The organism is Arachnia propionica (assembly GCF_003932785.1).
Taxonomy (GTDB): domain Bacteria; phylum Actinomycetota; class Actinomycetes; order Propionibacteriales; family Propionibacteriaceae; genus Arachnia; species Arachnia propionica_B.
In genome coordinates this window covers 1-23243 of record NZ_RQYT01000027.1, presented here as the reverse complement: position 1 = coordinate 23243, position 23243 = coordinate 1, and the positions used below count along the sequence as shown (strand labels likewise).

General features: G+C 69.0%; 22 protein-coding genes. 3 read left to right on the top strand and 19 right to left on the bottom strand.

The annotated features are described in order from the left end of the window. Position 1: 1 nt before the first annotated feature. The 14 genes from pheT to EII35_RS10665 form a co-directional block, all read right to left on the bottom strand. On the bottom strand, positions 2-2497 hold the full coding sequence (gene pheT / locus EII35_RS10730; RefSeq protein WP_125228466.1) for a phenylalanine--tRNA ligase subunit beta: 2496 nt from the start codon (positions 2495-2497) through the stop codon (positions 2-4). Then, complete coding sequence (gene pheS, locus EII35_RS10725) at positions 2494-3600, bottom strand: phenylalanine--tRNA ligase subunit alpha (RefSeq protein WP_125228465.1); 1107 nt, start codon at positions 3598-3600, stop codon at positions 2494-2496. Before pheS ends, pheT begins: the two co-directional genes overlap by 4 nt. A 154-nt stretch (positions 3601-3754) precedes the next feature. After that, the gene (locus EII35_RS10720; protein ID WP_125228464.1) at positions 3755-4156 is read right to left on the bottom strand and encodes a hypothetical protein; all 402 of its coding nucleotides are present in this window, start codon (positions 4154-4156) and stop codon (positions 3755-3757) included. A 530-nt stretch (positions 4157-4686) separates the two neighbouring features. Then, positions 4687-5847 (bottom strand): hypothetical protein, encoded by a 1161-nt coding sequence (locus EII35_RS10715; protein ID WP_125228463.1) that lies wholly within the window; start codon positions 5845-5847, stop codon positions 4687-4689. A gap of 46 nt (positions 5848-5893) precedes the next feature. Beyond that, the gene (locus EII35_RS10710) at positions 5894-6688 is read right to left on the bottom strand and encodes a TrmH family RNA methyltransferase (RefSeq protein ID WP_395858243.1); all 795 of its coding nucleotides are present in this window, start codon (positions 6686-6688) and stop codon (positions 5894-5896) included. A gap of 2 nt (positions 6689-6690) precedes the next feature. After that, entirely contained in the window at positions 6691-7059 is a 369-nt protein-coding gene (gene rplT / locus EII35_RS10705; RefSeq protein ID WP_125228462.1) for a 50S ribosomal protein L20, read from the bottom strand. A 53-nt stretch (positions 7060-7112) separates the two neighbouring features. Next, positions 7113-7319 (bottom strand): 50S ribosomal protein L35, encoded by a 207-nt coding sequence (gene rpmI, locus EII35_RS10700; RefSeq protein ID WP_125228461.1) that lies wholly within the window; start codon positions 7317-7319, stop codon positions 7113-7115. Positions 7320-7355: 36 nt separating this feature from the next. Continuing rightward, positions 7356-8048, bottom strand: a complete 693-nt coding sequence (gene infC / locus EII35_RS10695; RefSeq protein WP_124842666.1) for a translation initiation factor IF-3 — start codon at positions 8046-8048, stop codon at positions 7356-7358. 653 nt (positions 8049-8701) lie between these two features. Continuing rightward, positions 8702-9784: a suppressor of fused domain protein gene (locus tag EII35_RS10690; protein WP_125228460.1), complete on the bottom strand. Its 1083-nt coding sequence runs from the start codon at positions 9782-9784 to the stop codon at positions 8702-8704. Positions 9785-9812: 28 nt separating this feature from the next. Further along, entirely contained in the window at positions 9813-11522 is a 1710-nt protein-coding gene (locus EII35_RS10685; protein ID WP_125228459.1) for an ABC transporter permease subunit, read from the bottom strand. Positions 11523-11530: 8 nt separating this feature from the next. After that, positions 11531-13057 carry an ABC transporter substrate-binding protein gene (locus EII35_RS10680; RefSeq protein ID WP_125228458.1) on the bottom strand — a complete coding sequence of 509 codons (1527 nt, stop codon included), beginning with the start codon at positions 13055-13057 and terminating at the stop codon, positions 11531-11533. After that, positions 13054-14331 (bottom strand): MFS transporter, encoded by a 1278-nt coding sequence (locus EII35_RS10675; protein ID WP_260465101.1) that lies wholly within the window; start codon positions 14329-14331, stop codon positions 13054-13056. Before EII35_RS10675 ends, EII35_RS10680 begins: the two co-directional genes overlap by 4 nt. A 2-nt stretch (positions 14332-14333) precedes the next feature. Continuing rightward, complete coding sequence (locus EII35_RS10670; protein WP_125228457.1) at positions 14334-15119, bottom strand: ABC transporter ATP-binding protein; 786 nt, start codon at positions 15117-15119, stop codon at positions 14334-14336. Continuing rightward, on the bottom strand, positions 15116-15931 hold the full coding sequence (locus EII35_RS10665) for an ABC transporter ATP-binding protein (RefSeq protein ID WP_125228456.1): 816 nt from the start codon (positions 15929-15931) through the stop codon (positions 15116-15118). Before EII35_RS10665 ends, EII35_RS10670 begins: the two co-directional genes overlap by 4 nt. A 395-nt stretch (positions 15932-16326) precedes the next feature. Between EII35_RS10665 and EII35_RS10660 the strand changes: the two genes are divergently transcribed. Next, positions 16327-16830 (top strand): hypothetical protein, encoded by a 504-nt coding sequence (locus EII35_RS10660; RefSeq protein ID WP_125228455.1) that lies wholly within the window; start codon positions 16327-16329, stop codon positions 16828-16830. Here EII35_RS10660 and hisG read toward each other — a convergent pair whose 3' ends face one another. From hisG to EII35_RS10635, 5 genes are all read right to left on the bottom strand, one after another. Further along, a complete protein-coding gene (gene hisG / locus EII35_RS10655) occupies positions 16831-17676 on the bottom strand; it encodes an ATP phosphoribosyltransferase (protein WP_125228454.1) in 846 nt (281 codons plus the stop codon). Positions 17677-17696: 20 nt separating this feature from the next. Beyond that, entirely contained in the window at positions 17697-17960 is a 264-nt protein-coding gene (locus EII35_RS10650) for a phosphoribosyl-ATP diphosphatase (RefSeq protein ID WP_125228453.1), read from the bottom strand. 5 nt (positions 17961-17965) lie between these two features. After that, entirely contained in the window at positions 17966-19225 is a 1260-nt protein-coding gene (gene mshC / locus EII35_RS10645; protein WP_125228452.1) for a cysteine--1-D-myo-inosityl 2-amino-2-deoxy-alpha-D-glucopyranoside ligase, read from the bottom strand. 84 nt (positions 19226-19309) lie between these two features. After that, complete coding sequence (locus tag EII35_RS10640) at positions 19310-19834, bottom strand: DUF3090 family protein (protein WP_125228451.1); 525 nt, start codon at positions 19832-19834, stop codon at positions 19310-19312. Positions 19835-20561: 727 nt separating this feature from the next. Continuing rightward, positions 20562-20849, bottom strand: coding sequence for a hypothetical protein (locus EII35_RS10635; protein ID WP_125228450.1), 288 nt, complete (start codon positions 20847-20849; stop codon positions 20562-20564). Between the two features lie 453 nt (positions 20850-21302). Here EII35_RS10635 and EII35_RS10630 point away from each other — a divergent pair, with 453 nt between their 5' ends. Further along, positions 21303-22127 carry an undecaprenyl-diphosphate phosphatase gene (locus tag EII35_RS10630; RefSeq protein WP_125228449.1) on the top strand — a complete coding sequence of 275 codons (825 nt, stop codon included), beginning with the start codon at positions 21303-21305 and terminating at the stop codon, positions 22125-22127. Between the two features lie 12 nt (positions 22128-22139). Next, a complete protein-coding gene (locus EII35_RS10625; protein WP_125228448.1) occupies positions 22140-23117 on the top strand; it encodes an aldo/keto reductase in 978 nt (325 codons plus the stop codon). The last annotated feature ends 126 nt before the right edge of the window (positions 23118-23243 follow it).

Below are 23243 nucleotides of genomic sequence, written 5' to 3'. Positions count from 1 at the left end.
ATCACGCCCGCTGTTCGGCGCCGAACTCCCTCGCGGCCACGGCGACGGCGGCATCCCTGGCCTCGGCGGCCTCGGAATCCTTGAGCGTCCGGTCGGCGCGGAACCGCAGCGCGAAGGCCAGGGACTTCTTGCCCTCGGGCACCTGGTTGCCGCGGTACACGTCGAAGAGGGTCACGGATTCGAGCAGCTCGCCGGCACCCTCGATGAGGGCCTGACGCACCCCCTCGGCGGGGACGTTCTCCGACACGATGAGGGCGACGTCCTCCTTCGCGACGGGGAACCCGGCGAGTCGGTGGATCCGGACCGGTTCGGGGGCCAGTCCATGGAGCATCGTGAGATCGATCTCGACGGCGCAGGTGCGGGCGGGCAGACCGAATGCCTGGATGACGCTGGGGTGGAGTTCGCCCGCGAAGCCGATGTGCTCCCCACCGGCCAGCAGCCCGGCGCACCGTCCTGGATGCCACGGGGCCTGCGTGTAGTTGCGGCGCTCCAACCGGTGCCCGGCCGCCTGGCAGACGGCCTCGGCGAAGGCGACGACGTGACGCCAGTCCGCAGCAACGGCGGGACCGTGCCACCCGGCGGGCAGCCACGACCCTGTCACCACGGCGGCGATGAGTTCGGGCTGCGCGGGCAGGGCCTGGTCGAGCGCCGCCAGCTCATCCGGTGTGGGACGCTGCTCGACGCTGGGCCGGGGCGCGACCGTGGCGCCGCGATCCGACCAGACGAGGCCGCGCTCGAAGAGGGCGAGGTCGTCCAGGGAACGGGAGGTGTTCCTGGTCACCGCGGCGAACAGCCCCGGCAGCAGCGAGGTGCGCAGGTAGGGGCTGGTCTCCGCCAGCGGATTGGCGAGTTTCACGGCGAGCCGGCGCGGATCCCACGGGTCGAGACCCATGTTGTCCAGATCAGCCTCCGACATGAACGGCAGGCTCAGCACCTCGGTGAATCCCGCCTCCGCGGCGGCGCGAACGACCGCCCGGCGGGAGCGCTGGGTGGGGGTGAGTCCCCGCCCGGGCGGGGCGACGGGCATGCGCCGACCGATCCGGTGGTAGCCGACCTTGCGGCCGACCTCCTCGACGATGTCGTAGGGATCGCGCAGGTCCGGACGCCACGTCGGCACCTCGAGCGTGAGCGAGTCACCCAGCGCGGTGACGCGGCAGCCGCCGGCCTCCAGTACCCGCACGGCCTCGAAGGTCGACACATCGGCGCCCAGGATCGCGGGGATGAGCCCGGCCCGCATGTCGATGCGGTGCCTGGCAGGCACGCCACCCACCACGGTGTAGCCGTCGAGGATCCGGCCGCCGCCGTGCTCGACGAGAAGTTCGGCGGCCCGCTTGGCCGCGGCGAAAGCGAGGGCGGGGTCGACGGTGCGCTCGAAACGCTTGGAGGCCTCCGAGGGCAGTCCGTGTCGCCGGAAGGTGCGCGACACGCTGACCGGCGAGAAGGCGGCCGCCTCGAGGACGATCGCGTTGGTGCTCTCCGAGACCTCGGTGCTCTCCCCGCCCATGACGCCCGCCAGGCCGATGGGGCCGGAGTCGTCGGTGATGAGGAGGTCGTCGATGTCGAGCTTGCGCCGCACCCCGTCGAGGGTGGTGAGCTCCTCCCCCTCACTGGCGAGTCGCACCCGGATCGGTCCGACGAGCTTCTCCGCGTCGTAGGCGTGGAGCGGCTGCCCGGATTCGAGCATGACGTAGTTCGTCACGTCGACGGGAAGCGAGATGGAACGCACCCCGCAGGCCCCGAGCCGATCCACCATGAACCGTGGCGTCGGTGCGAGCGGGTCGAAGCCCTCGATGGTGAGCGCGACGAAGGCCGTGCACCGGTCGGACAGGTTCGCGATCGGGTACCCGGCGCGGATCGGCTCCGGCATCGGGGTGTCGTAACGGTCGTGGTAGGCCACGTCATGCACGGTGGCGGCCTCCCGAGCGAGGCCACGCAGCGACAGACAGTGTCCGAGATCCGGGGTCACGTCGATGTCGAGCACGTCGTCCGCGGTCCAGAGTGCGGTGAGGGCGTCGTCGCCGGGTGCCAGGCCCAGGGTGGGCGAGAGCACCATGATGCCGCTGTGGTCGGTTCCGAGTCCGATCTCGTCCTCGGCGCAGATCATGCCGTCCGAGATGTGACCGTAGGTCTTGCGGGCCGAGATCGTGAAGTCCCCCGGGAGCACCGCTCCGGGCAGGGCGACGACGACGAGGTTGCCCTCCTCGAAGTTGTTGGCCCCACACACGATGCCCCGCGATGCGGGATACTCGTCGGTCGCCTCGTCGTTGTGGTCGCCGACGTCGACGCGGCAGTACCGGATGGTCTTGCCGTTCTTCTGCGGTTCCTCGACGAAGCTGAGGACCCGGCCGACGACCAGGGGCCCGGTGACGGCGGGGCCGGTGGTCTCGACGTGTTCGACGGTGAGCCCGAGGGCCGTGAACTTCTCGGCGATCTCAGCGGTGGTGGTCTCGGCGGGCAGCCTGACCAGCTCGCGGAGCCAGGAGATCGGGGCCTTCATCGGGTGCCTCCAACGACAGCGGAACGGGAGAAACGGATGTCACCCTCGACGAAGTCGCGCAGGTCGGGGGCGCCGGTGCGGAACATGACGGTGCGGTCGACCCCCATGCCGAAGGCGAAACCGGAGTACACCTCGGGGTCGATGCCGCAGGCGCGGAGCACCCGCGGGTTGACCACACCACAACCGCACCATTCGATCCACCCCTCGGAACGGCAGGTGCGGCACGGCTTGTCGGGGCCGGATTCACCGTGGCAGACGAAGCACTGGATGTCGACCTCGGCCGAGGGCTCGGTGAACGGGAAGTAGTGCGGGCGCATCCGGATGGTCACCTCGCCGAACATCGCCTGGGCGAAGTGGTCGAGGACGCCGCGCAGGTCGGCCATCGAGATGCCCTTGTCGACGACGAGCCCCTCCAGCTGGTGGAAGACCGGCAGGTGGGTGGCGTCGTATTCGTCGGCGCGGAAGACCTTGCCGGGGCTGACGATGTAGAGCGGCAGGTCCCGGGTCAGCAGGGCCCGGACCTGCACCGGGGAGGTCTGGGTGCGCATGAGCTTGCCCGCCCCCATCGGTTCGACCCAGAGGGTGTCCTGCTCCCCCCTGGCGGGGTGATCGGGGCCGAGGTTGAGGGCGTCGAAGTTGTACCACTCCGCCTCGAGCTCCGGCCCCTCGGCGACCTCCCACCCCATGCCGACGAACACGTCGCACATCTCGTCGATCAGCGAGGTGATGGGGTGCAGCGCACCCTGGGGCCGCACCTCCACGGGGAGGGTCATGTCGATCCGCTCGGCGACGAGGGCGGCGGCCAGTTCCTGGGCCGCGAGCTCCTCCTGCCTCGTGACGATGGCCTCGGTCACCCGGCCCCTCGCCTTGCCGACGCGGGCGCCGGCGTCCTTGCGTGCGGCGGGAGGCAGCGCACCGATCTCACGGTTGGCGAGCGCCAACGGCGAACGATCGCCGGCGTGCTCGAGCCGTACCTGCTTGAGCTCGGCGGTGGTCGTGGCCGCCCCAACAGCGGCCAGGGCTTCGGCAACGAACCCGTCGATCGCCTCCACGCTCAGGGCTGCGACCTGCTTGGGATCGAAGTTGTCGTTGGGGCCGGACATGGCTCCCCCTTTCATACAGCGCCTCAGTCTAGGAGCAGAGTCGCGTCGTGGACCAACTGCGATGCCTGTCCACGAGCGGCCGAAAGGCTCACTCAAGGGGCTATACCCCCATCGGGCCTTAACTTTTGGCCAGACGGATGACGCGGTCTGCGGCTCAGGCCTGTCCGTCGCGTCTCGCGGCGAGCTCGTCGGCGCAGGCTTCCGCGATCCCGCGCAGGAACCGGAAACTGATCGTCCAGGCGAACCACTTCTCGGCCGCCTCCCCCAGCGCGGCCGCCTCCTCAAGGATCGCGACGGCGCTGGGCCCCGGACTGGTCAACGCGGCACACGTCCGGATGCCCGGATCAGGATCATCGAGGAAATCGGACACGTCCCGCCCCAACTCCCCCAGCCCGAGGACCGCCAGGCCCCGCCACTCGTGCGCCTCGCCCGCCAGCGCCTCCTCCAACCGGTTTCGAATGCTGACCGCCTGCGGGTGGGCACCGAGGATCCCCACCCAGGGCAGCAGCGTGGCGGCGACGATGACATCCCCTGGATGCTCCGGAAGCAGGGCCAAGGGGCCCAGGGTCTCCAGGACCTCGGCCGCGCAGTCCGCGAGCTCCGGGGCCTCCGCCCCCAGCGTTTGAGAGGGTGCGCGGATAGGGGGATCGTCACGAGGACCGACACGGTGGCCTCATGGCAAGGCGGACGACGAAGAGCGCACTGGATCGTGCGTTCGAGGAGGACAACGACGCCAGGGGGACACCGGGGCGACCGCAGTAGATTCGCCTGTCCGCGCACCCTCTAAAGCCGCCTGGCCCGATTCGTGGATGTGCAGGAGCGCGTGGTAAGGCCCGCCTTCGTACCAGTCCTCATCCCCTTGCCCTGCGATCCAGTGGGCGAGGAACCGCACGACCGGTGGGGTCGAGTCGAATGCCCGCCCCTGGTACATCGTCGCCTCCCAGATGTCGTACACGGCTTCCCGGGCGGCCTCGCGGTCGCCACGGAGCAGCACGCCGAGCAGTTCCGGCAGGTCGGTGGCGGGACCGTGGGCGTGGCTTCCCAGAGAGCTCCAGTCGGTTCCGACGATGAGCTGTTCGCACCGGTTCACAGCCGGGCCCGCAGCTTCGAACGGGGGATGTTGATCCCCATGGACCTGCGAACAACCGACATGTTCCCGTTGCTCTGGTCCCAGATCGCGTCGTTGTCGACCATGGCCTGGAGGATCTCCTTGTGCGCGGCGGTGAGAGGCTTGGGGAGCCGACGCTCGCTCAGGGTGGCCGGTGTCGTCGCGAAGTGGTCCCGGACGAGCGGGTACCACTCGTATTCGGGGAAGGAGCCGTTCGACGCCCGGATGACGGCCGCAGCCGCCGGGGCGATCCGTTCCAGCGGGAGGTTGAACCGCGCCAGCGCGGGGCACAGCACGTGGGTGCCAGTCCAGCGGGTCCCGTCGCTCGGCCAGTGGTCGAACCAGCCCGCGATCTCCTCGGGATGCCTGAGGGCCTCGACGAGCACCTCGGCCGCCTCCTCCGATCCGGGGCACTGCATGGCAGCGAAGGCGCGTACGCCCGGGTGTTCGTGCCGCAGCCACCGGGTGACGTCGGCGCCCAGGTCAGCCAGCGAGCGCACCACGCTGGCCAGTTGGGCGGGCGTGAGGTCGTCGGGGAGCTGCTCCAGACGGGCGACGAGGATCGAGGCCGCCCGGTCGTCCCCGGCGATGATGACCCACGGGATGGCGGCCCCCACCGCCGCCCGGTCCAGCTCCCGGGCCGGAGCGACGGGCAGGTCGGACAGCACTCGCACGGCCGTCGGTGCGAGTTCGAGGAGCCCGAGGGCGGCGTTGCCGAGCACCTGGTCCAGGTCCTCCGCATGCTCCTCCCAGTCCAGTTCCCCCGCGTCGAGGGCGGCGGCGATCCTGTCCTGGGCGCCCTGATCGAGGGTCCTGGAACGCACGTCATCGAGATACGGGTACAGCGACCACCCGACCTCCTCGACCCAGGCGAGCAGGTCGGGGGTCACGGGAAACTCGGCGGCCCCGCTCCCCCACTCCGCAAGCACCGCCAGCACGAAGGCAACAGCGGGCGGGGTGGCCGGGAAGATCGAGCTCTGGTGGAGGTAGGCGCCGTCGAGCGCGTCGACTGCGCTCCTCATGGCGGCGCGGTCCTCACCGAGGAGGGTGCGCAGCTCAGCCACATTGTCGGCGCCGGTGCCGTAGGCGTGAATGAGGTGGGACCAGTCGGTGCTCTCGAGGATGTCGCGCGCATTCATGACGGACATTCTGCCCGCCCCCACCGACAAACGGGCGGGCAGTTGTTCAACGACGCTGGGCGGATGCGGTCTGGTACAGACAGATCGCGGCGGCCGATGACAGGTTGAGGCTCTCCGCGGCGCCCCACATCGGGATCGCGACGACCTGATCCGCCAGGGCGGCATCTGCCTCGGGCAGGCCCCAGGCCTCGTTCCCCATGAGCCAGGCAGAGGGCTGGGCCAGGCGCCCCTGAGCGGCGAGGAGGTCGAGGGGTTCGCCGTCGCCATCCGCGGCGAGCACCTGCATGCCCATGGCGTGGACCCGGTCGACGGCCTCGGCCAGGTCGATCCCGGTGAGGATCGGCAGGTGGAACAGGGAACCAACGGTGGAACGGACGGTCTTCGGGTTCCACACCTCCACCGAGCCGGAGGTGAGGATGACCCCGTCGGCCCCGAAGGCGTCGGCGCAGCGGATCACGGTTCCGGCGTTGCCGGGGTCGCGCACCTGGGCGCAGATGACGAGCAGACGGGCATCGGCGAAGTCCTCCCAGCTGAAGTGGGGCTGCCGACACACCGCCACGATCCCCTGCGGGGTGACGGTGTCGGAGAGCTGACGCATCGCGGTCTCGGAGCCGTGCCAGACGGTGACGTCCGTGCCGTCGAGGAGGTCGGCGTGGCGTTCCGGATCGGCGACGACGACCGCCGTGACGAGTCCATCGGAGGCCAGCGCTTCCCTGACGGCCTGCCGCCCCTCGACGAGGAACTCCCCGGCCAGGTCCCGGCCGCGACGCTGCGTCAGCCGACGAAAGGAACGCAGCACGGAGCTCGGGAGCTCACGTGCTGCGTTCCTCGAATCGGTCACGTTCAGGCAGCGGCCGGGGTCTGGTTGTCGCGGGCGACCGCGACCAGAGCGGAGAAGGCGTTGCTGTCGGTGACGGCCAGGTCGGCGAGGATCTTGCGATCGACCTCGACGCCGGCGTTCTTCAGACCGTTGATGAGACGGTTGTAGGTCATGCCCTCCGCACGGGCCGCGGCGTTGATCCGCTGGATCCACAGGGCGCGGAAGTCACCCTTCTTGGCGCGGCGGTCGCGGTAGGCGTAGGTGGCGGAGTGGAGGATCTGCTCCTTCGCCTTGCGGTACAGGCGCGAACGCTGACCACGGTAGCCGGAGGCCAGCTCGAGAACTTCGCGGCGCTTCTTCTTCGCATTCACAGAACGCTTGACGCGTGCCATGTTGACTCCTTAAGTGGTGGCCGGGGGCGGCCAGGTGAACGAGGGGTGGGGGCTCAGCGGCCGGGGTGGCCAGCGAGCAGTGCCTTGGCCTGCTTCACGTCGGCCGCGGCCATCTCGGTGTTGCCCTTGAGGCGACGCAGACGCTTGGAGGACTTGTGGGCGTTGAGGTGGCCCAGGTTGGCCTGGCGGTGCATGAGCTTGCCCGATCCGGTGACCTTGAAACGCTTCTTGGCGCCGGAATGCGACTTCATCTTCGGCATTGTTGGCTCACTTTCTGTATCTCAGCTCGACCCGGGTCACAGGTCGATGTCGGGGTCCATGTTGTCGGCGGGGCCGCGCTTCTTCTTCGACGGCTGTGCTGCGGCCCTGAGCCGGGCCTCCTCAGCCTTCTCCGCCTCGGCGTTGGCCTTCCGCTGCTCCATGCGACGGTCCCGTTCCTCGGCCTGTTCGGCCTTGGCTTCGGTCTTCTTCTTGGTGGGGCCCAGCACCATGAGCATGTTCCGACCGTCCTGCTTGGGGGCGGACTCGACGAAGCCGAACTCGGCCACGTCGTTGGCGAGCCGCTTGAGCAGCTCGATGCCCAGTTCCGGTCGTGACTGCTCACGGCCACGGAACATGATGGTGATCTTCACCTTGTCGCCGCCCTTGAGGAAGCGAACGACGTGACCCTTCTTCGTCTCGTAGTCGTGGTTGTCGATCTTGAGACGGAGCTTCATCTCCTTGGTGATGGTGTTCGACTGGTTCTTGCGGGCGTCACGCGCCTTCTGCGCCGCCTCGTACTTGAACTTGCCGTAGTCCATCAGCTTGCAAACCGGGGGACGCGCCTGGGGAGCCACCTCGACGAGGTCGAGATCACTCTCCACCGCGAGGCGGAGTGCGTCCTCAAGACGCACGATGCCGACCTGCTCCCCCTTGGGGCCGACGAGTCGGACTTCGGGTACTCGAATACGTTCGTTGATCCGCGGTTCAGTGCTGATGGGTTCCTCCAAGGTCGAGTTTTCGGTTGGACGACAGGAAAATGGCCTCCGCGCATGCGCGAAGGCCTGACGGCGCACCCGGGGTGCGATCCGACCCGACCGCCTCGGCGATCCAGGTGGGAGGTCAGGCCTCCACTTCCATGAGCGAACGCATCCGCGTCGCTTACAACACCTGAACACCTTACCGGTTCGACCCGCAAGGACCAAACAGCCGCCTTCTGGGGACGGCCGCACACGCATCAGATCAGGCAAACCCGATTTGGGCAACAGCGGACCGCGACACGGCCCCTCCGTTGGTCGAGCCGGACGGCGAGCATCACGAGCTGTCCGTGTCGAGACCACCGAAGCAGTCCCTGCGAATCGTCACCGGGTCTCGACACGGGCCCCTCCACTACGTTCCGGGACCCGGCTCGACCAACGGAGGGAAGGGAACCTCCCCAGGTCACGACTCTCGGATGCGTTACGCCCTCGGCTCACTACCTTCCGCTGGTCGAGCCGAGGCCGCAGGCCTCGAGTCGAGACCCGGTGCGGGATCGTCGGGACCGTTGCGGAGGTCTCGACACGGACGGCTCGACCAACGGAGCAAGGGCAGCTCGGGTCCGACAGGGCATCGGGTCGCCTCGGTTCTGTCTGGCGCCTACCGGAATCCTGCCTGTTTGTCCCTGCTACCCGATGACCTCGACGACGTTGCCGTTGGGATCCTTCATCTCGGTGGGTTCGATGATCCACACCACCCCAGCCGGGGCCTCGTGGCGCCCCCGCTTCGGTTCGAGGACGGCCACGACCTGCTCCAGGTCGGCCGGGGTGAGCCGGAGGAAGTTCTCCACCTCGCCCAGCTCCCACGACGTGGACTCGGCCGATTCGAAGGTGAGGCCGTCCTCATTGCCGATGAGCATGAAGTCCCGCCCGAACGGCAGTCTGCCCATGAGGTAGCCGGGAAGCTCCCCGGCGACCCGGGCGCCGATGGTGATCTCCAGCCTCCCCTCGACCTCCGCCACCTTGACGCTGTCGACGAAGGTTCGCTCCATCTGGGAGCCGTCGCGCTGCTTGCCCTCGTCGATGAGTCGGGCCACCTCCGGGTCCTCCCGCAACGGTCCGCTCGCCAGATCGGTGACGTGCTTCGGATGCCGCGTGGCGTGCAGGTCATACAGCGGTTCCGCGCTCCACGCCTTGACGTCGTCGAGGTCGGTCCCGGTCAGCCCGAAGAGCTGCAGGAACCGGACCCGACCGCTCGGGGTCTCGATCTCCCCAAGATCGGGGTCCGGCACGAAACCGATGGCGGTGAGGTCGGTCTCCTCCTCCGACCCGATCTTCCCTCCCAGGTCCATGTGGTGGTTGGCGGCGAAGCAGTTGCCCGTGCTGAACACGTACCGGCTCAGGTTCTGGAGCAGGTCGACCGGCCACGTCGGAGGCTCCTCCGCCGTCATCGCCTGCGGGTCCGCCAGGCGGAAGGTGAGCTCGAATCCATATCCGGAGTCGCCGTCCTCGTCCGGCCCGTCCTGCTCCCCGAACAGGTCCGACAACCCGTAGGAGACGTAGTGCCAGTGCGGCTCAGGCTGGGCGACCCGGAACACCGCGACCCCCTCAAGCCCTTGGGGCTGGAAGAAGGAGAACGGTATGGAGCCATAGTGGAAGGGCTCCGGCTGCTCCGGGTAAAGCCTCAGGCAGGCAGCGTCAATGGCCTCCCAACCGGGTGCACCACCTTCGTCGTCGTGGTCATCGGCCACATCATCGTGTTGTTTCGGCATGACCGCGATCCTATCCCTCCTTCAGGTGTCATTCTGCTCTGGCAAGGTTGGTCACCAGTCCCAGCAGCACCAGCCCCATGGCCGGGAAGAACACCGCCCAGGGGGCCTGCTCCATGTGCAGCACCGAGTCCGCCAGGAGCTTGCCCCACTCCGGGGAGTCGTGCCCGGCCCCGAGCCCCAGGAAACCCAGGGCCGTGAGGGCCAACGCCAGGTGGGGCAACCGGACCAGCGCATGGCCGAGGACGGGGCGGAAGACGCTGGGGAGGATGTGTCTGCGGGTGATCCACCAGCTCGACGCCCCGGACGTGATGGCCGCCTGGTGGAAGCCCGCAGCCCGCGCCTCCGCCGCGAGGGTCCGGGTGTGGACTGCCAGGGGGATCCACCCGACGAGGCAGATCGCGAGCCACGCCGTGAACAGCCCCGCCTCCATCGCCGCCGCGAGCACGACACCGAGGAAGACCGACGGGATGGCGTTGAGGATGTCGGTGATCCCCGCTCCCCCCTGCTTCGAGGCCAATCCGACGAGCAGCCCGATGGCAAGGCAGATGAGGGTCAGCACCACGGCGGAACCGATGGTGAGCCACGCCCCCTCCCCCACCCGGGCCCAGACGTCCCGGCCGACGTGGTCGGTCCCGAGCGGGTGCAGCCAGGACGGGCCGGAGTTGCGGGCCAACGGGTCCACGGAACTGGTGCGGAACCAGCCGCCGACGACGAGCACGACGAGCAGGGTCACCGAGGCCCACCAGCCCCAGCCCCGTCGGATGACGGCGACGTGCCGGACGGGGGCCGCACCCTGCCCGGCCCCCAGCGCGGGGGCCATGAGCCAGCGGTGGAGCAGGTTCCCGATGGTCCCCACCACCACGCCGAGCAGGACGAGCACCGCCATCGCCCCCTGCACGACGGGCACGTCCTGGGCGAGGGCGGCGTTCAGGGATGTGCGCCCCAGGCCGGGGATGGCGAAGGTGTCCTCCACGACGACGGAGGCGCCGACGATGCCGGCCAGCAGCAGGAGGACCTGGGGCAGGACCACGGCCAGGGCTCGCCTGGCCACCTCGACGGAGATCCGGCCGGGGCGGGCGCCGTTGGCCCGCCAGGTGCGCACCCAGTCCTCGTCGGCAACGGCCGTGACGGCGGTCATGAGGACGCGCAGCAGGACCCCGACGGAGGCGACCGCGATGGCCGTGACGGGCAGGATCGCGTGCTCCGTCGTCCGCCATCCCGTGGCGGGCAGCCAGCGCAACCGCACCGCGAAGATGAACGGCAGCAGCACCGCGAGGACGAACTCGGGAATCGCGGCGAGCACCGCCGAGACCACACGCAGCACGGGCGAGGCCGCGGGACGACCCCGACCGACGGCGAGGATCATGGGTGCAACGAGGAGGAACCCCAGGATCAGGGTGGCCGCCGCCGCCATCCCCGACAGGTTGAGCGACACGAGCAGGGAGGAGCCGATCTTGTCGGTCACGGGGGTGCCGCTGACCCAGGAGACCCCGAGGTCACCCCTGATGGCGCGGGTCAGCCACTGCCAGGTCCCGATGAACGGGTTCTCCGGGAGGTTGAGGCTCTCCCGGATCGCCTCGAGGGCGGCCGGGTCCGCGTCCCGCTCCTGCTGCCTCGCGCGGAGCACGGTGCGAGCGGGATCGCTGCCCGTCAGCCAGGGCAGCGAACCGGCGAAGAGCGCGGCCGCGAGGAAGGCCCCGACGAGCGTCCAGGTGGAACGCAGACTCGACCTGTTCACCGCTCAGCTCACTTGGTGATGGTGGTCTGCTCGGTGATCATCTTCCACTCCAGCGGATCCTCCGCCAGGCCCGACACCTCGTTGACCCGGGCGATGCGGACCTGCTCGTGGACCACCGGGATGTAGGCCCCGGAACCGAGGACGAGGCCCTCGGCCTTGACGGCGGCGGCGCGTCGCGCGGCCACATCGGCGTTGGCGACGGCACCGTTGACGACCTCGTCGACGGCGGGATCACACAGGAAGGCGAGGTTGTAGCCGCCCTCACAGGTGAAGTCGAGCTGGATGAGGCTCAGCGGGTCGTTGGCCTTGGACATGTACATGCGCGACAGCAGGACCATGTCGAACTTGCCCGCCATGATGTCGGGCTCCAGCACCGGGTACTCCTTCACGACGGGGGTCTCGACCGTGAAACCGGCCGCGCGCAGCTGGTCGGCGATGATGGTGATCGCCTCGGGCAGCTCCGGACGATCCGAGTAGGTGGCGATGGTGATCGTGGTGCCCGCCGGATCCTTCGCCTCGGCATAGGCCGGGTCCTGACGATCCTTGGTCCAGTCCACGTCGCCGCGGAAGATCCCCTTGGCCGGGTCGGCGTGTCCCTCGAAGACGCTCGAGGCGATCACGCTGCCGTCGATGGCCTTCGCAGCGGCGACCCGGAGCCCGGGATCAGTGAAGGGGCCGGACTTCGTGTTGAGGTACAGCCCGGAGGTGCGGGGAATCGCGCGGCTCTCGACGGTGAACCCGTCCATGTTCGGCAGCTGGGCGACGGGGACGTTCTGGAAGACATCCAGTTCCCCGGCACGCATCGCGTTGACCCGGGCGTCAGCCTTGCCGATGAACTGGGCATCCAGCCCGGCGACCTTCGGCGCACCTCCCCAGTAGGAGGCGTTGGCCTCGAGGGTCGCATGGGTGGAGCCGTCGAGCTTCGTCAGCTCGAAGGGCCCGGTGCCGGCGTCGACCGGGTTGGGCTGGTTCGGGTCGGCCTCATATGCCTTCGGGGCGAGGATCACCATGTCCGGGTTCGCGAACCGCATGATGAGGATGGGGTCGGCCTCCGCGGCCTTGACGACGACCACGTCCTCGCCCTCCGCGGTGATCGTCAGTTCGCGTCCCGAGACGGTGCTCGGCGCCGGGTCGGCCTTGAGCGCGGCCTGGAGGCTGGCGACCACGGCCTCGGCGTTGACCGGGGAGTCGTCATGGAACGTGACCCCGGAACGCAGGGTGAACTTCGCGGTCATCTCGTCGACCATCTCGAACTTCTCGGCCAGCGCCGGCTGGGGCACCCCGTTCGCGTCGATCGAGATGAGGGACTCGGAGACCCCGAGGCGCATGAGGCTGGAGGCGTCGTCGGTGTAGGGCGACAGGTTCGCCACGGGCGCGAAGTTGAGGGCCACCCGGAGTCGGGGGGCCGCATCGGAGCCGGAGGAGCCGCCTGTGGCGGTGGGGCTCTCACCACCGCCACCCACCACGCAGCCCGTGGCGAGGGTGAGTACTGCGGTCCCGGCCGCGACAAGGCCGAGGAGTCGACGTCGGTTCATGGATTTCCCTTCCTGGAATCGGTTGAGAGGCACCGTCGCGAGAAGGCGACGGCGCCGACGGCTGAGAGGGCCGGCAGGACGGCCAGCAGGAGCCACGGCACGGGGGCCGCGGCGGAGGTGTGGCTGGACCACGGCAGGATCACACCGATCGCGGTGCTCACCACGAGGACCGCCGCACCCCCGATGGAGGCCAGCATCCCGAGATGGCTGCCGAGCCGGTGCCCACCCGCCAGATCGGCGACGGTCGCCCTGGCTGCGGGCAGCACCAGGATCTGTCCGAGGTGGAGACCGATGACGAAGAGCACCGACGGCACGTAGGCGAGGATCCCCGGCAGTGGAGGCAGGGCGGCGAAGCCGGCGACGGCGACGAACCCGGCGGCCATGAGACCGTATCCGTGGGCCAGGGTCCGGGACATGGACCAGTGGGCGACTGCCCGCGTGACGGGTAGCTGCAGTCCGATGACGAGCACCGCGGCCAGCCCGAAGAGCCAGGTGATCTGGGCGCTGGGGGCGCCGATGCGGGTCAGTTCCACCGGGACGGCGAGGTACAGCTGGTTGTAGCTGACCAGATAGGTGCAGTGGATGAGGGCGAACCAGAGGAAGCGCCGGTTCGAGAGCACCCCGCGCAGCGACTCCCCGACGCGGCTGGACGACCCGACGCGGGCCCCCGCCGGAAGCCAGACGAGATGTGCCGCCAGGATCAGGGCGAAGACCCCAGCAGCCACGAAACAGGTGGTGGTGAAGGGCACGACGAGGAGCACCCCGCCGAGGATCGGCCCGACGATGGTGCCGAGCTTCGACGCCATCATCTCGAGGCCGATGACATCGATTCGTCGGGGACCACCCGCGGCCTCGAGGTCCCCGGCCCACGCCGTCAACGCGGACTCCACGGCCGGCGAGAACAGGGCGGCGGCCAGACCGATGAGGGTGACGCCGAGCATCACCGACCACACCTCGCCGGCCAGCCCCATGGTGACGAAACCGACGATCCGGACGAGGATGCCGATGAGGATGGTGGCCCGGATACCGAACCGGTCCGCGAGCGCCCCGCCGAGGAAGAACAGTCCCTGCTGCGAGAAGGTGCGCAGCCCCAGCACCAGGCCGATCACCCATCCCGCCAACGCGAGGTCCTCGGCCAGATGGGCCGCGATGAACGGCACGACGAGGTAGAAGCCCACGTTGAACGCGAACTGGGTGATGACCAGGAGCCGCAGCGGCGTCGAGAGCCGACGCATGAGGGCGAGGGTGCCGTCCCGGGCGGATGCCTTCAACACCGTCACACCCCCGGCTGGACCGGGACCGAGGACACCAGCGCCCTCGTCTCCGGCGCCGCGGGGGCCTCGAAGAGGGCCGGGACCGCCCCCGCCTCGACCACCCTGCCGCGGCTCATCACCATCACCGAGTCACACAGGAAGCACACCGCCCCGAGGTCGTGGGAGATGAAGATGAGCGACACCTGTTCCGTGTCGCAGATCTCACGCAACGTCGTCATGACCTGCAACCGCACCAGGGCGTCGAGGGCGCTGACCGCCTCGTCGGCGACGATGACCTCGGGCTTGGGCGCGAGGGCCCGGGCGATGGCGACCCGTTGCCGTTGCCCGCCGGAGAGCTCGCCCGGGTAGCGGTCGGCCAGTGACGGGTCGAGCCCCACCGCGTCGAGGCACTCGAGGATCCGCGCCCCGTGGTCGCCGGTGATGCCGAGGCACTGCAACGGCTCCCGGACGCAGTCGCGGATCCGCAGGTGGGGGTTGAGGGAGCTGGAGGGATCCTGGGGGACGAACTGCACCCGCCGCCGGAACCAGGCGAGGTCCGCCCCTGCCCTCACCTCCCGCCCGTCGAGGACGACCGTCCCCTGGTCGGGGGCCTCGAGGCCGAGCAGCAGACGCATGAGGGTGGACTTGCCGGAGCCCGACTCCCCCACGATGCCGAGGCGCTGCCCCTGACGCAGGTCGACGTCGACCCCGTCGACGGCACGAACCGCGTCGCTGCGCCGGAACCGGGCCAGCAGGCCACGGCTGCCGTAGGTCCTCACGAGGCCGGATGCGGTCAGGCCGGTGGTCATGCGCTCTCCCTGGTCAGCATGTTGAGGGACTCACAGGTGTCCGGGAGTGCGGTGGAGGAGCTGGCCAGCAGCAACTCCGACACGTACTCATGGGGCGGGTTCCCGGTCACCTCGGCGGTGGGACCGTCAGCGACCTTCACCCCGCGTCGCAGCACCACGAGCCGACTACAGAGGAGCGCCGCGACGGCGATGTCATGGGTGATGAACAACAGCGACGATGTCGGCGGCAGTTCGGCGAGGAGTGCCAGCACCCCCGCCTGGACGGTGGTGTCGAGGGCGGAGGTGGGTTCGTCGGCGATGAGCAGCGCAGGGTCGGCCGCGAGCGCCATCGCGATCCCGACCCGCTGACGCTGGCCCCCGGACAGGGCGCCCGGATACCGGCGGGCCAGTCGTTCCGGGTCGGGGAGGCGGACCTGAGCAAGGAGGTCGACGGCGCGACGACGGGCCTCGGCGGCCTTGACCCCCTTGGCCCGCAACGGCTCGGCGACCTGGTGACCGACCATCACGAGAGGGTTGAGGGCGGTTCTCGGATCCTGGGCGACCAGCCCGACGGCGTCGCCGCGGAGTCGCCGCAGCTCCTTCTCGGGATGGCCCACGAGCTCGATGCCCCGCAGCTGGACGGAGCCGGTCACGGTTGCATTGCGGGGCAGGAGGCCGAGCAGCGCGGAAGCCGTCATGGACTTCCCCGATCCGGATTCGCCGATGAGGCCCACCCGTTCACCGGGCTGGATGGTCAGGTCGAGTTCATCGAGCGCCGTCACGTCGCCGAATCGGACGCTGAGGCCTCGGATGGCGGCCACTGGGTGGGGCACGGCACTCCTTCCGGACCATGTCGCGTGGTCCTCGAGATGACGATGTCGGCCAGGTGTTCGGACTCGCGGCCCTTCAGGCCGCCCACCGTTGCGCGCCAGTCCCGGCATTCGACCGGGTTCCCCTGCGCACCGGCGCCGGGTGCCGTGATCCCCGCGAAGGGATCACCGGACGGCACCAGCCGGTGCTGCCGACATGCGATGAACGAATGTCAACCTATGCGCAGTGATATTGAGAATGCAAATCTGTCATGCCCGGGCAGGACCAGCGACGCCGTGGCAGCCCCTACGCGGGCCGACGTCACCTGCGCCCCGGGAGCCGGGCGAGACCGGTGTCCGTCGTGATGAAGGTGGGAACCCGGCCACCCTCATCACGCGCCTGTGAAATGCTTGACCGCATGGGTACCGCGCTGTTCGTCACGATCGCCGTCATGACCGTCATCATCGCCATCACGGCGGGCCTGTTCGCCCGCAACAGGAGCCTCAGGGTCCTCGTCGCAGGAATCGGCCTGGCACTCGTCCCGCTCGGCCTTCAGCTGACCGGCCTGCTGACGCTGCTCATCAACGGGATCGGCAGCCTCATCGACTGGGGGCAGCGCACGGAGTGGACCAACGTCATGACCTGGGGCGCAGGCCTCGGCGGCCTCGGCGTCCTGCTGGTGGTGGCCAGCGGGTTCCTCCCCAGGTCGGAGCGCACCCCGGCCCCCAAGGAACCCAAGCAGCGATCCGTCGCGGCCGAGCCACGCAAGCCCGCGCTCGGCGGGGCACCCAAGCCAGCAGCCGCCCCTCAGCAGGAGCAGCCGCCCGCCGCCCCGAAGGCCGCCCGACGGGGCAAGCCCGCGCCGGTCGATGAGGAACTCGACGAGATCGAGGCGATCCTCAAGAAGCGCGGAATCGTGTGATCACAGCCGCACCGCGTTGAGTTCGGTGAGGAGGATGCCCCGGGCACCGGCCTCGAACAGCTGGTCCATGAGCAGGTGCGCCCCCTGCTTCGGCACGAGGACCCGCACCGCGAGCCAGCCCTGCTGCGCCAGCCTCGAGACGGTGGGGCCGTTGACCCCGGAGGCCAGCGCCGTCGTCGCGGCGAGGTTCTCCTCCGCGACGTTGTAGTCCATCATGAGGTAGTTGTGGGCGACGAGGACGGATTCCAGCCGAGTACGCAGGGAGGCCAGACCGGCGGGTTCCTCGGTGCCGGAGCGCCGGATGAGCACCGCCTCCGAGTGACAGATCGGCTCCCCGAACATCTCGAGCCCCGCCCGCTTGAGGGTGGTCCCGGTGTCGACCACGTCGGCGACGACGTCGGCGACGCCGAGTCGGATGGCGGACTCGACCGCCCCGTCGAGCTTGACGAGCTTCGCGTCGATGCCCTGGGCGGTGAGCCACTCCCCCAGCAGCCCCGGGTAGGAGGTGGCGATCCGCTTGCCCGCCAACGTGTCGACGGTGCAGCCGCTGCCCGCCGGGGCCGCGAACCGGAAGCGGCTGCCGCCGAAGCCGAGTTTCATGACCTCCTCGGCGTCGGCCCCGGAGTCGAGCAGCATGTCGATGCCGGTGATGCCCACGTCGAGATGACCCTGACCGACGTAGACCGCGATGTCCCGAGGACGCAGGTAGTAGAACTCCACACCGTGGGCCTCGTCGATGAGGGTGAGGTCCTTCGAGTCGGTGCGTTGCCGGTACCCGGCGGCGCGGAGCATCGCGGCGGCGGCCTCGGCGAGGGAACCCTTGTTGGGCACGGCAATCCTGAGCATGGGGGTCTGCATGGTGGGCCTCACAGGTGGCGGTGGATGTCGTCGAGGTCGAGGTCCAGGGCGATCATCATGACCTGCAGGTGGTACAGCAGTTGGCTGATCTCGAGGGCCGCCGCGTCCTTGGACTCGTGCTCCGCCGCCATCCAGACCTCGGCGGCCTCCTCGACGATCTTCTTCCCGATCGCGTGAACGCCGGCATCGAGCCGGGCGACGGTGGAGGACCCTTCCGGGCGGGTCCTTGCGGTCTCGGTCAGTTGCTCGAAGAGCTGCTCGAACGTCTTCACGGCGCTCAGCCTAGAAGATCCAGTCTGACGCCGAGGAGCGCGTCCACTGCGGCGACCATCTCACGGATCCCCGTCGAGTCGTCGCCGTCGATGGCGAGGCTGGCCGCCGCCCAGGTGTCGACGACGCCGAGGGCGCGCGGGGCGTCGAGGTCGTCGCGCAGCGCACGGCGCAACTCAGCGATGCTCTCGGTGGCGGGCAGGCTGACACCGTTGTTGATGACGGAGCGCCACAGGTCGAGGCGTTCGGTCGCGGTGGTCAGATCGGCGTCGGTCCACTCCCAGTCGGAGCGATAGTGGTGGTTGAGGAGGGCGAGACGGATCGCCATCGGGTGCGCCCCCTTGTTGCGGAGGCGGCTCACCAGTTCGAGGTTTCCCTTGGACTTCGACATCTTCTCCCCATGGAGGGCCACCATGCCGGAGTGCACGTAGGCCGTGGCCAGCGGCTGACCCGAGGCGACGACGGCCTCCGCGCTGCACATCTCGTGGTGCGGGAAGGTGAGGTCGCTGCCGCCGCCCTGGACGTCGAAGGCGGGTCCGAGCCTGTCGAGGGCGATGGCAGTGCACTCGATGTGCCAGCCGGGGCGTCCCGGGCCGAGCGACGAGGTCCAGCTGGGCTCCCCCGGGCGGGCGCATCGCCACAGGAGGCAGTCGAGGGGGTGTCGTTTGCCGGGGCGGTCCGGGTCGCCGCCGCGCTCGGTGAACAGCGCGGTCATCTCCCCCTCGTCGAGGTGGCTGATCGCCCCGAAGCCGGGGGCGGCGGCCGTCTGGAAGTACCAGTCGGGGTGCTCGGGATCGTCGACCTGGTAGACGAGTCCGCTCGGCAGGAGCTGCTCGATGAGCGCGACGACGCTGGGGATGGATTCAACGGCCCCCACGTAGTGGGTGGGCGGGATGACCCGAAGGTGCTCCATGTCGGAGCGGAACAGCTCGGTCTGGTCCTCGGCGAGTTCCTCCCAGTCGCGGCCGGTGTCGCGGGCGCGTTCCAGGAGGGGGTCGTCGACGTCGGTGACGTTCTGGGTGTAGTTGACGCGGAGACCCAGGTCGAGCCAGACGCGGTGGATGAGGTCGAAGGCCAGATAGGTGTTGGCGTGCCCGAGATGAGTGGCGTCATAGGGGGTGATGCCGCACACGTACATGCGGGCCTCACCGCTGGTGGGCCCCACCTCCACCAGCTGGCGGGTGGCGGTGTCGTGCAGCCGGAGTCGACGGGGGACGCCGTCGGATGGCGGCAGGCTGGGAACATCAACGGGGGCCCACGAGTACATGAATCCAAAACTACTGCCTCGGCACCGGCGAGAACCAACGACGACCCCGGACGCCGCTGTTTCGTCGCTCGGGCCGCGCCTGGTTCAGAACAGCGGGGCGCGGTAGCCGTTGGCGCGGGGGCAGATGTGGCCCAGGGCGTGGACCGGCTGGGCGCAGAAGGGGCAGGGCGGGTCCGTCGTCGCGATGACGTGGCGCACCCGGGCGGTGAACTCCCGTGCCACGCGGGGGTAGAGCCAGATCTGGATGATGGTGTCGAGGAGTTCCGTCTCACGCTCGGGGCTGCCCGCGAACAGTTCCACCTGGATGGCGCCCCGGGCCGTGTCGAGGGCCCAGCCGACGGCCCGCACCGTGAACAACACGACGAGGGGCTCGTCCAGCGGGCCGAGGTCCGGCTGGATCTCCCCGGGCGGCTCCCCCAGCCAGCCCAGCAGCACGGACTCCTCGAGGAGGGAGTCAATCCGGCGGGCAACCGACAGCACCGCGTCGCGCTCGATCTGGACGGCGGCGAGCTGGTCCCGCTGCCGCACCTGCAGTACGAAGGTGCGCTCCCCCGCGTCGCCCAGGGCGCCGACGACGACCCGGTCCGGATGGGGAAACTCCAGCAGCATGATCCCAAGCTTAGAGAGTGCGCGGATAGGCTCATCTACTGCGGTCGCCCCGATGCCCCCTGGCGGCGTCGTCCTCCTCAACTGCCACGATCCAGTGCGCTCTTCGTCGTCCGCCTTGCCAGGAGGCCATCGTGCTGATCCTCGTGACGATCCCCTATCCGCGCACCCTCTTGGAGAGTTGGTTCGTGCAGCGATGCGGGGTGAGGCTACGAGGTGACGAGTTGCATGAGCTGGAAGTAGTCCGTCACGACGTCGTACGTGACGTTCTCGCCGTTCTTGGCTCTCAGAGTTCAGGCGTTGTTCACGGAGCTTGGGTGGTTGCTCATTTCGGCTCCAGTGCCGTCCTCTCCACCGCTGCTCACACCGGGTCCGGAGCCTGCGGAGGACCCGTGTCGAGACCTCCGTGGGACTTCCGCTCAACTCGAGTTCCTGCACCGTGTGTCAGGGGTCTCGACACGGACGGCGCGCTGGCGCGCGCAGTCCGGCTCGACCAGCGGAAAAGAAGGTCGTGAACAGCACCTTTCGGAAGAATCTCCGCGCGCACTCGATCTTGGCCTCCTCCACGCCCCTGGGCTCCAGCGTCGACAGCGAGCTTCAGCACACCTCTTTCTTTTTTTCTTTCTGCACCGCCCCCTCCACCAAAAAAAGCCCGAATCCTGCTGACAAGGAGTTTTCCTCCTCGAAGGGGTCGCTTCCTTTCATACCTTGCACCCGTCCACCACCAGATTCATGAAAGCTCCCATCGCGGCTGGGTCCGAGTGCCTGCGTTGACGATGGAACCCTCGCGACGAAGCTCGGCGAGCAGGTTGGAGACCTCGACCTCCTTCTGCCCGGTGGAGAGCACCTCGGGCAGCAGCGGCAGCAGCAACGCGTCGATCTCCTGGCGAGTCGCGCTCCCGCTGCGCTGCAGACAGTCCCTGACCAAGGTCGCGTAGTGCGCATCCATCTGTGGCCGCGTACGAACGTCGTCCGCCAGCCGGCCACTCAGGCTGGCGATCTGATCCGAAACCCTCATCAGCTGCCGTCCTTCGACAAGTTAGAGGGTGCGCGGATAGGGGGATCGTGACGAGGATCGTCACGGTGGCCTCATGGCAAGGCGGACGACGAGGAGCGCACTGGATCGTGCGTTCAAGGAGGACAACGCAGCCAAGGGGTCACCGGGGCGACCGCAGTGGATTCGCCCATCCGCGCACCCTCTTAGGCCTTTCGGAGGTGATGCATGACCTCTTCTGCACCCGATCCAGTGCCAGCACATCCTCCAGGGGCCCGGTAGTTGCCCTACCAGGAGATCGGCATCCCTCGGGGAGCCGCTCCAGGAGGTGGGGCAAGGGCTCGGTCATGGCAGCCACGATCTCGGATGGTCCGTACCTCGGTGTCGGCCGCACATCACACCCCGGTTGGTTGCCGGGCTCCCACACCTCAGGGCTAGAGTTGCCCCGGACATCACGGCGACGTAACAGGAGGAAGCATGGGGTGGTTCGAGGCCATCGTGTTGGGCATCGTCCAGGGACTCACGGAGTTCCTGCCCATCTCGTCGAGCGCACACGTCTCCATCGTCGGGCAGCTGCTCTTCGACGGTCGGGACCCCGGCGCCGCCTTCACCGCCGTCACCCAGCTCGGCACCGAGACCGCCGTGCTCGTCTACTTCTGGCGCGACATCGTGAGGATCATCAAGCAATGGTTCGGGTCGCTGACCGGCAAGGTCCACCGCAACGATCCCGACGCGCGCATGGGATGGCTCGTCATCATCGGCTCCATCCCCATCGTGGTTCTCGGCGTGCTGTTCCAGGACGCCATCGACACCTACCTGCGCAACCTGTGGCTCACCGTGTTCATGCTCGTCGCGATCGGCGGGGTGCTGCTCCTCGCCGACAGGATGGCGGAGCGCAACACCCGCGAACTGAAGGACCTCTCCTGGGGCCACGGCCTGTGGTACGGGCTCGCCCAGGCGTGCGCCCTCATCCCGGGGGTGTCCCGCTCCGGCATGACCATCTCCGGCGGCCTCTTCATGGGCTACACCCGTGAGGCGGCGGCCCGGTACTCGTTCCTGCTGGCCATCCCGGCCGTGTTCGGCTCCGGGCTCTACAAACTCAAGGACATCGGCGAGGGCCACACCGCGTGGGGGCCGACGATCCTCGCCACCGTCCTGGCCTTCGGCATCGGTTACGTGGTCATCGCCTGGCTGCTGCGTTTCATCTCCACCCACACCTTCCGGGGCTTCGTCTACTACCGTTGGGGACTGGCAGCGGTTGTCGCCGCGCTGCTCATGACCGGCGTCCTGCAGGCAGGCTGATTGGGGGTTTCGATGGAGTACCGGGCTCTCGGACGCTCAGGCCTCCAGGTCTCCCGCGTCGGTCTCGGCACCATGGCCTGGGGTCGGGACGTGGAGTGGCCGGAGGTGCAGGAGATCGTCAGCGAGTTCGTCGAATCGGGGGGCAATCTCATCGACACCGCACCCGCCTACGGGGGCGGCGTCGCGGAGAAGATGATCGGGAAACTCCTCGCGACGGGGGTGCCTCGCGAATCCCTCGTCATCGCCACCAAGGCCGGGTTCGTGATCCGCGGGGGGCGACGCATCGTCGACACCTCCCGCGCCGCCCTGCTCAGTGACCTGGAGGGTTCCCTCAAGCGTCTCCGCACCGATCACGTCGATCTCTGGCAGGTCCACGCCTGGGGTACCGCCCCCATCGAGGAGACCCTGTCGGCACTGGATCAGGCTGTCTCCCGCGGCATGGCCCGCTACGTCGGGATCAGCAACTTCGTCGGCTGGCAGACCGCCACCGCCGCGACCTGGCAGGAGGCCGTCGCCGGACGCACCAAACTGGCTTCCGTCCAGGTGGAGTACTCGCTGCTGGCCCGGCGCGCCGAGGTCGAGGTCATCGGAGCCGCACAACACCACCAGCTGGGCCTCCTGGCCTGGTCCGCGCTCGGTCGGGGCGCCCTCACCGGCAAGTACCTCACGTCCATCCCGAAGGACTCCCGGGCCGCCTCCGAGCACTTCGGATGGTTCCTCGAGCCCTACCTCCAGCCCCGCAGCCGTTCCGTCGTCGAGGCCGTCGCCACGGCCGCGAACGGCCTTGCCCTCACGCCCTCCCAGGTGGCCCTCATATGGGTCCGCGACGCCCCACAGGTCGCGAGCGCTCTCGTCGGCCCCCGCACGGTCGATCACCTCGTCGAACTGCTGGACGCCGAGACCAAACAGCTGGTACCCCCGATCGTGGCGGCCCTCGACGATGTTTCCGGAGGTCCCAACCAGTACCGATCCCCGGGCCCTGGAGTTTAGAGGGTGCGCGGATAGGGGGATCGTCACGAGGATCCACACGGTGACCTCCTGGCAAGGCGGACGACGAAGAGCGCACTGGATCGTGCGTTCAAGGAGGACAACGTCGTCAGGGGGTCACCGGGGTGA

Coding starts and splice junctions, on each gene's coding strand:
- pheS (WP_125228465.1), bottom strand. CDS start 3,600: ATGTCCGGCCCCAACGACAACTTCGATCCCAAGCAGGTCGCAGCCCTG.
- EII35_RS10670 (WP_125228457.1), bottom strand. CDS start 15,119: ATGACCACCGGCCTGACCGCATCCGGCCTCGTGAGGACCTACGGCAGC.
- hisG (WP_125228454.1), bottom strand. CDS start 17,676: ATGCTCAGGATTGCCGTGCCCAACAAGGGTTCCCTCGCCGAGGCCGCC.
- EII35_RS10625 (WP_125228448.1), top strand. CDS start 22,140: ATGGAGTACCGGGCTCTCGGACGCTCAGGCCTCCAGGTCTCCCGCGTC.
- pheT (WP_125228466.1), bottom strand. CDS start 2,497: ATGAAGGCCCCGATCTCCTGGCTCCGCGAGCTGGTCAGGCTGCCCGCC.
- EII35_RS10680 (WP_125228458.1), bottom strand. CDS start 13,057: ATGAACCGACGTCGACTCCTCGGCCTTGTCGCGGCCGGGACCGCAGTA.
- EII35_RS10690 (WP_125228460.1), bottom strand. CDS start 9,784: ATGCCGAAACAACACGATGATGTGGCCGATGACCACGACGACGAAGGT.
- EII35_RS10630 (WP_125228449.1), top strand. CDS start 21,303: ATGGGGTGGTTCGAGGCCATCGTGTTGGGCATCGTCCAGGGACTCACG.
- EII35_RS10635 (WP_125228450.1), bottom strand. CDS start 20,849: ATGAGGGTTTCGGATCAGATCGCCAGCCTGAGTGGCCGGCTGGCGGAC.
- rpmI (WP_125228461.1), bottom strand. CDS start 7,319: ATGCCGAAGATGAAGTCGCATTCCGGCGCCAAGAAGCGTTTCAAGGTC.
- mshC (WP_125228452.1), bottom strand. CDS start 19,225: ATGTACTCGTGGGCCCCCGTTGATGTTCCCAGCCTGCCGCCATCCGAC.
- EII35_RS10715 (WP_125228463.1), bottom strand. CDS start 5,847: ATGAATGCGCGCGACATCCTCGAGAGCACCGACTGGTCCCACCTCATT.
- EII35_RS10660 (WP_125228455.1), top strand. CDS start 16,327: ATGGGTACCGCGCTGTTCGTCACGATCGCCGTCATGACCGTCATCATC.
- EII35_RS10640 (WP_125228451.1), bottom strand. CDS start 19,834: ATGCTGCTGGAGTTTCCCCATCCGGACCGGGTCGTCGTCGGCGCCCTG.
- rplT (WP_125228462.1), bottom strand. CDS start 7,059: ATGGCACGCGTCAAGCGTTCTGTGAATGCGAAGAAGAAGCGCCGCGAA.